The sequence below is a fragment of the Celeribacter marinus genome, from assembly GCF_965656515.1.
GTDB classification, from domain to species: Bacteria; Pseudomonadota; Alphaproteobacteria; order Rhodobacterales; family Rhodobacteraceae; genus Celeribacter; species Celeribacter marinus_D.
The window spans coordinates 53,662-61,386 of sequence record NZ_CBFHKW010000008.1 but is presented as its reverse complement, the minus strand read 5'-3'; the positions used below and the strand labels follow the sequence as shown (position 1 = coordinate 61,386).

Genomic DNA, 7,725 nt, shown 5'->3' with positions numbered 1-7,725 from the left:
GTGTATCCGATGACGAGGTCCACCCCATCAGCGGGTCGATATCGCGGGCCGACGCAGGGGCGAAATCCAAAACCCATTCTTTGGTTTTAGCTTGGCCAGACTGCATGGCGTTGCGGGCGGGCTGATAAATACGAGCGCGCATCGACGACTCCTTGTTGTTGCTGATAGGGTTATCCTCGGTTCCGCCGCCTGTTTCAAGCCCTCCGTTGCCGTTTGGACCATGCGACGCCGACACACACGCCAACATAGCGAACTGCGTTGCATCTCGATGTCGCGTTTAAAACTGGGGGGATGACTGTCCGGCTTCGGGTAGGGAGCTTGGGGTGGGTGGGGTGTTGTACCCGAAACCGGATCAGTCGTTTTGCTGCTTGCCCTTACACCCTAGCCGTAGATTTAAGTACAAATCAACATTTAAATTTACTTTAGGTTGTATTTCATACCTAAAAGTATCTTAAAACGGGTAATGATTGATTAACCTTTGCCCGTCCGCCCCGCGCGCCCTTGAAACAGGAACAAAAAGAGATCACCTATAGGCCCTGCGTTTTGTGCCATTTCCCGACCCGCGCGAAGGACCACACATGGACCAACCGATCCTGCACTCCCCTGCCCCCGATGTGAAAAACCGCCCCAAATTGGAAGGCGGAAAACGGTTTGTGCTCAATACACAATTCGAGGCCGCAGGGGATCAGCCCAACGCGATCAAGGAAATTAGCGCCGCGATCAACGCGGGCGAACGCGATCAGGTGCTTTTGGGCGCGACCGGCACGGGCAAAACATTCACTATGGCCAAAGTGATCGAGGCCACACAACGCCCCGCCATCATTCTCGCCCCGAACAAGACACTCGCAGCGCAGCTTTATGGCGAATTCAAAGGCTTTTTCCCTGACAACGCCGTTGAGTACTTTGTGTCCTATTACGACTACTACCAACCCGAGGCTTACGTCGCACGCTCCGACACCTTCATCGAGAAGGAAAGCCAGATCAACGAGCAAATCGACCGGATGCGCCACTCGGCCACCCGCGCGCTGTTAGAACGCGACGATGTGATTATCGTGGCCTCCGTGTCGTGCATTTACGGCATCGGCAGCGCCGAAACCTATGGCGCCATGACCCAGGACTTGCAGGTCGGCAACGAATACAACCAACGCGAGGTCATGGGCGACTTGATCGCTCAGGCCTACAAACGCAATGATCATGGCTTTGCACGCGGAACATTCCGCGTGCGCGGCGATACCCTCGAAATCTGGCCCGCCCACTTGGATGACCGCGCGTGGAAACTGTCGTTCTTTGGCGAAGAATTGGAAAGCATCACCGAGTTTGACCCGCTCACAGGTGCAAAGACCGATACGTTTAAACAAGTCCGCATCTACGCCAACTCACACTACGTCACCCCGCAAAAGACGATGAAGCAAGCGGTGCAAGGCATCAAAAAAGAACTCCGCATGCGCCTTGATCAACTCAACAACGAGGGCAAACTGTTGGAGGCACAGCGCCTTGAGCAACGGTGTAATTTCGACATCGAGATGTTGGAAGCCACAGGTGTGTGCAACGGCATCGAGAACTATTCGCGCTACCTCACGGGCCGCGCCCCCGGTGAGCCGCCCCCCACATTGTTCGAATTCATCCCCGATAGCGCCATCGTATTTGCCGACGAAAGCCACGTCTCCGTTCCGCAAATCGGCGGGATGTACAAAGGTGACTTTAGACGCAAAATGACCCTCGCCGAACACGGGTTCCGTCTGCCCTCCTGCATGGACAACCGCCCGCTCAAGTTCGAGGAATGGGACGCGATGCGCCCGCAATCCGTCTTTGTCTCCGCAACCCCCGCGGCGTGGGAGTTGGAACAAACGGGCGGGGTGTTCACCGAACAGATCATTCGCCCCACCGGCCTTCTGGACCCTGTTGTGGAAATCCGCCCCGTCGAAACACAAGTCGACGATCTGCTCGACGAAGTGCGCAAACAGGCGGCGGCGGGCTACCGTGTTCTCGTCACCACCCTGACCAAACGCATGTCCGAGGATCTCACAGAATACATGCACGAACAGGGCATTCGCGTGCGCTACATGCACTCCGACATCGACACGATCGAGCGGATTGAAATCCTGCGCGATTTGCGGCTGGGCGCGTTCGATGTACTCATCGGGATCAACCTGTTGCGCGAGGGCTTGGACATTCCCGAATGCGGCCTCGTTGCTATTTTGGACGCGGACAAAGAGGGCTTCCTGCGCTCCGAGACGTCACTGATCCAAACCATCGGCCGCGCGGCGCGCAACGCTGAAGGGCGCGTCATCCTCTACGCCGACCGCATCACCGGATCGATGGAACGCGCCATGGGCGAGACCGAGCGGCGGCGCGAAAAACAAATCGCCTATAACGTCAAACACGGCATCACGCCGCAAACCGTCAAAAAGAACGTCAAGGACATTTTGGCAGGCCTTTACAAAGGCGATGTCGATATGAACCGCGTCACCGCAACGATCGACACCCCGATGGCGGGCCAAAATCTTCAGGCTGTTCTGGACGGGCTACGCAGCGATATGCGCAAAGCCGCTGAGAATTTGGAATTCGAAGAGGCCGCACGACTGCGCGATGAAGTGCAACGGTTGGAAGCCGTCGAGCTCACAATTTCCGACGACCCACTAGCGCGCCAATCCGCCGTTGACGCAGCTGTAGAGGGCGCGAAAGCAGCCTCTGGCCGCAGCACAGGAGGCCGAGGCGGAATGCGCGGAGGAAAACGTGGGGGGCGGAGGTAAGCGTGGTTAGATCAGTTGACACAATCCATGACTACTTCGAGCACGTTGTCACACAGAATTACAGCGAGCACTTCTCGGAAAATGCTTCTATTCGGACAGCCTTTAATCTGGCAGTTTCAATTTCCGCCCTACGTGACTGGGCGTTCAACACTCATGTACACCGCTTCGCGCGGTGTCTTGAAACGAACGCCCAAAACTGGAAAGCAAACCCAAAAAGCCAATCGCAAGAGAGCCTTGAATTACAATGCGGTGACCTCAGGCATGTGCACCGCATCGCAAACGCGTCGAAACACTATACCTTGAGAAAAAACGACAAGGTCGATACCGCCAACAAGCCGTCCGATCTTGTAAACAAGGCCACCGCTTTTGGCACAGGCCCGTATAGCGGTGGTCGATATGGTGGGTTGAGGTTCGTAGTTTCAACGCCCAATAGTGAAATTGACTTCGACGACACGCTGAAGACTTCGTTTAGCTTTTGGACGACGCTTCTGGCCGACTTCCCACGCGACTGACCCGAGGGCGGGTGAGTAACACGCCCGCCCTCGGGGGACGGGACGATTGCGTGTCGGGCGCTTTGCGCCCGACTGTTCCCTCTTGAGGTGCGGCCTTTATCCGCCCGTCACTGTCAGCCCCAACATCTGCCAGCCTTGCATCCCTGCGCGGTAGTAGTAGATTTTTTCAGCTGGAAAGCCCGCTTCGATCATGCGGCGTGCCGCTGTCGGGGATTGGCCGCACCATGGTCCGTTGCAATAGAGCGCCACGGATTTAACTGCATCGCCCTCGCAAATGAACCCTTCGAAATCAGGCTCGCATCCCAATTCGCCCAAACGATCGGCGGCCTCGGTATAGGGGATGTTGATCGCGCCGGGGATCGCGCCGCCGGCGAAGTTCGACCGAACGCGCCCGTCGACAACAATCACATCAGGGTCGTTCAAAAATCCGAGCATCTCCAGTTCCCCAATCGGGGTCACCCCCTCGGCGGGCACCATCGGTTGAATGCAAAAGCTCGGGCAAGGTCGCGCGATTTGGGCGAAATCACCCTCAATCACCGCTGCGTTATCTTGGATGCGTGAAATCTCCACCGGACCCGCGGCCGTCGGCACCGTTACGCTCATCATATCTTTGGTAATCCCAACGGGATCGGCACTTGCGGCACTTGCCGCTACGATTAGGGCAGCTGTCAAAAGTCGCATAACTCTACTCCTTGTACATCTCACATGACGGTTTGAATGGCTGTGTCGTGGCTCATGCGCCCCGTCCGTGCACCATTCGTCTCTCTCGCGCGCACCGCAAACTTAACACGCAAAACACTCTGTGTCAGCGCATATGATCACATCCCTATAGACACAGCGCGGGAATGATGATTCTCTTTGAGAGCTGCGTGTTTGGACCTCAGATCTCTCACATTTACGATAAATATGCTGAGAATATCCGTAGATTCACCGCCCTCGCGCCATACATTTTGCACAATTGGGTGAGTCGCAGACTGGCTTTCGACACAATTGATATTGTATTTTTTGTTAACTATAACAATCACTTGCTTCGCCCTTAACGACGATGCTTAAAATTGTTTCGACCGATGAGCCGCCCCCTTCACCGCGCTGCCTCTCGGTCACGTTGCGCGCAAAATGCCGCTTGTCACTTCCAGAATGGATCACCGCCACACGTCTGTGGCATGCGTTGGAAAGGACTTCGATCATGCGCGTACTTCTCGCTGAAACAAACTGGAACGCTATGACTGCGGGCGCTGGCCTTGCGGACACTGGCTTGCTTGTCACACGCGTCAATGATGGCACAGAATTATTGGAGTTCGCCAAATTCGGGGAGCAAAGTGCGATCGTGTTCGATCTCGATATTCCCGACATGGATGGCCATAAATTGCTCGCCGATCTGCGCGAGCGTCATCCCCTTATGCCGATCTATGTTTTGTCACATACCGAAGATTGGGACGCCCGTCGTCGCGCCTATGAGTTGGGCGCGGATGTCGTCCTGACGGGTGACGTAGACCCCTATTTTCTCTCCGCTCAAATCAAAGCTGCTGTACGGCGCACATCTGGTTACTCCTCCGCCCTTTTGAACGTTGGATCGATGACTCTCGACACCGATCTCAACCGCGCAAGTATTGGCGGCCAAACGCTGCATCTCACACGCAAGGAGTATGAAATCCTTGAAATGCTCGTACTCAACCGCGACCGCCTCGTGACCCGCGAGGCATTCATGGCGCACCTCTACGCGTGGGACGACGAACCGGACGCGCGGATCATAAACGTCTACCTATCGCGCATCCGTCAACAAATTGAGTCCTGCGGTGGCGACGCCGACATGTTGGAAACGGTTTGGGGACTTGGCTATCGCATTTCCGAGCAAGCCCGCTCACAAGGTGTTGCAGCATAAAACGGGGCCGAGTTCGACCACACTTAATGCAACATCACGCCAATCCCGCTGCACCATTTTTAAGAATGACGGGCACGATAATCTGTTCTTCGTCATCCAGATGCCGATGTAGCATACGCGCAAACCCCGCACATTCGCGCCCGAAACGAACGGCGTGTTCCCGCGCGCGATCATCATCCCCTTCGGACAGGACCGCATTTGCAGATCGTGCAAAGCGGTCCAATAGACCATCCATCGCATGGTGGTCACGGTCAAGAATCTCAAACCCGCGCTCCAACCGGACATCCAACCCCTTTAGAATTGGAAAGTAGTGCCCGTCTTCGATCTGATGGTGACCGTGAAGCCCCTGAACCAAATTGCTACCGTACCGCCCCAATCGTTTGGCATAGGTTTGCGGATCGATTGAACGATCTATGCGCGCTTGCACATCCGCCTCTAGCAGGCCGAGCACGTTGCGAAACATCATGTGCCGTTCCAACCAAAACGCCACGAGCCCCGAAAAATTCGGATGTGCCTCCCATGCCGCTTTTGGGTAGTCGGCCAACAGCACCTGAAGCGCCTCGGGCAAGCCGTCACGGCTGTCTAATGGATAATCATCTGGTGTGTTCATGCCCGCAACTTACGCGTGGATGCCGCCGCAAGCTACTGCGCAAAATTTCACATAACGCCGTCCCAACCGCACACTCCTGTGCCACACAAAGAGGCCAACCCACAGCAATGGATTGGCCCCGCTTTTCGAGATAATGAAACAGACCTAGATCGGGCGATCCATCCGCACGGACATTTGAACCGTGCCACGTGTGGCTTGCGGAAAGGTCAGGCGGATCTGGTTCGAACTCGTCCCATAGTTGGACGTGACATAGGGCATCGCGGATGCCGTTTGTCCGCTGCTATCCGTCATCTCGCCATTGAATACGATGCTCTCCACCGTGCGCGCCCATCCCCCGAACGGCAGATACTCAGACGGATCGAGAACCCAGTTCTCCGATGCTGTGGCTTGTGTGAAATCGAGCGAGACTGGGTTGAACGTCAACTCGGAAATTCCGTTGAACGTATTACCCTCGAACACGATATTTCGCATCCGCCCATAGTCCAGATCCGCAAACGTTGTATCCACACGGTCGATGCGGTCCAAAAAGCCGTTGATCGCCTTGAACGTATTGCCCTGCACCGACATCCCGTTGATGAAATGGCCCGACCCGCGTGGCGTAAACACAATGAATGACGTCCATGGCGCCGCATCGGTCGCAACAAAAATATTGCCCGTAATCGTCAGCCCCCCGAATGAAAACTCGGAGCTAAAGTCAGGCGCAATATCATGTTCGTTGGTCATCTCGACAAAGCAGTTGTCGATGTAGTTCCCCGTAAGGATGGATTTGACGTTCATCGCGGTAAACACCAGACCGGCCACGCGCGGGCTATTGGATTGATAGTCACCTTGGAACCAATGATTGCCCACAAACAGGTTGCCAGTGCCCGCCAAAACCGCGGTGTGACCGAACAACACAAACCGGTTATTGCGAATTTTGGGGTCGTTGGCATTGACGTTAAACGCGACAGACGTGCGTTGATCCGCGTCGACACCGCCCTCGTTAGAGACGAACTGACAGCCATCAATCGTGAGGTTCTGACAGGCCCGCCCGATGGAGGTAATCCCGCGCTGCAGCGGTGATTTGATGTGGCTGTCTTTGAAGGCAAATGAAATCCCTTCGGGGGCCAACATAATGCCAGATGCGTGGCCATTGCACAAAAACTCCACCTCGATAATCTCAAGCTGCGACAGTTTGGTGAAGCCTGAAAAATCGAGCACGTATTGATTGCGCGTGAACGTGTAGCTTTGATTTGCGCTGGCATCCCAGAGCGGCAGGCTCAACTCCAACGTCTGTGCGTCGATATTGACCGATTTGACATAGACCTCGCGCCCGACACCGCTCCCCGTGATGAGACTGCCAACTTGGATATTCGCGATATTGGCGACATCCGTTAGCTCGAACTCATTGGCCGTGGAGTAACGCGCCTGCGACGTAACGCTCACCGCATCCCAATTGGTCGAGGCCTGAACGTTGAATTGCCCGTTGTAGATTTTGCGGCGCGTGGCAAAGGTGTTTTTGTTGCTCACAACAGCATGCATATCAATCGGCGCATCAATTTCAATGCGCCGGCCACATAGATCAAGCGCCTCATGATCGGTAAAGTTCAACAACGCCTGAAACGCCTTTTTGAACGCCAAAACCTCATCGCCGAACGCATCGATATAGGTGTTGAGATGATACCCGCGCCGCAGCGCCAAATAGGCATCATCAGGCATCACCACAGTGCCCTCAAAGATCGGTTCATGCACAAGGCTTAGATTGGACCCGATATAATATGTCCCCGCAGGCACAATAATTTTGCGACCGTTCGCGGCATTATCCGCCGCCTCGAACGCATCCGCGCAATCGCTCACGCCATCGCCGACCGCGCCGTAATCACGCACGTCGATCACACCGCTACTTTGTGCAAAAAAGAAGGCCGACACATCCTCAATTCGAATATCGTCGATCCGCACCGTGCCACCGTTGGCGCCGGTCAGATCAAG

General features: G+C 55.4%; 7 protein-coding genes. 3 read left to right on the top strand and 4 right to left on the bottom strand.

Annotated elements, in window-relative coordinates:
- Positions 1-142 (bottom strand): NADH dehydrogenase ubiquinone Fe-S protein 4 (locus ACTG34_RS03475; protein WP_439103629.1); only part of this gene is annotated, 142 nt, incomplete at its 3' end.
- Positions 143-578: 436 nt separating this feature from the next.
- Here ACTG34_RS03475 and uvrB point away from each other — a divergent pair.
- Together uvrB and ACTG34_RS03465 are read left to right on the top strand one after the other, a co-directional pair.
- Positions 579-2,753 (top strand): excinuclease ABC subunit UvrB, encoded by a 2,175-nt coding sequence (gene uvrB / locus ACTG34_RS03470; RefSeq protein ID WP_439103624.1) that lies wholly within the window; start codon positions 579-581, stop codon positions 2,751-2,753.
- 2 nt (positions 2,754-2,755) lie between these two features.
- Positions 2,756-3,265 carry a hypothetical protein gene (locus ACTG34_RS03465; protein ID WP_439103623.1) on the top strand — a complete coding sequence of 170 codons (510 nt, stop codon included), beginning with the start codon at positions 2,756-2,758 and terminating at the stop codon, positions 3,263-3,265.
- A gap of 96 nt (positions 3,266-3,361) precedes the next feature.
- Here ACTG34_RS03465 and ACTG34_RS03460 read toward each other — a convergent pair whose 3' ends face one another.
- On the bottom strand, positions 3,362-3,946 hold the full coding sequence (locus tag ACTG34_RS03460; RefSeq protein WP_439103622.1) for a rhodanese-like domain-containing protein: 585 nt from the start codon (positions 3,944-3,946) through the stop codon (positions 3,362-3,364).
- Positions 3,947-4,451: 505 nt separating this feature from the next.
- On the opposite strand from ACTG34_RS03460, the gene ACTG34_RS03455 reads away from it, so the two are divergent.
- Complete coding sequence (locus tag ACTG34_RS03455; protein ID WP_439103621.1) at positions 4,452-5,147, top strand: response regulator transcription factor; 696 nt, start codon at positions 4,452-4,454, stop codon at positions 5,145-5,147.
- Positions 5,148-5,181: 34 nt separating this feature from the next.
- Here the strand turns inward: ACTG34_RS03455 and ACTG34_RS03450 are convergent, their stop codons facing one another.
- Complete coding sequence (locus ACTG34_RS03450; protein ID WP_439103620.1) at positions 5,182-5,757, bottom strand: hemerythrin domain-containing protein; 576 nt, start codon at positions 5,755-5,757, stop codon at positions 5,182-5,184.
- A gap of 144 nt (positions 5,758-5,901) precedes the next feature.
- Positions 5,902-7,725 (bottom strand): right-handed parallel beta-helix repeat-containing protein (locus ACTG34_RS03445; protein ID WP_439103619.1); only part of this gene is annotated, 1,824 nt, incomplete at its 5' end.

Bases quoted from the DNA above. Each gene is read 5' to 3' on its own strand.
- uvrB (WP_439103624.1), top strand. From the start codon at position 579: ATGGACCAACCGATCCTGCACTCCCCTGCCCCCGATGTGAAAAACCGC.
- ACTG34_RS03460 (WP_439103622.1), bottom strand. From the start codon at position 3,946: ATGCGACTTTTGACAGCTGCCCTAATCGTAGCGGCAAGTGCCGCAAGT.
- ACTG34_RS03455 (WP_439103621.1), top strand. From the start codon at position 4,452: ATGCGCGTACTTCTCGCTGAAACAAACTGGAACGCTATGACTGCGGGC.
- ACTG34_RS03450 (WP_439103620.1), bottom strand. From the start codon at position 5,757: ATGAACACACCAGATGATTATCCATTAGACAGCCGTGACGGCTTGCCC.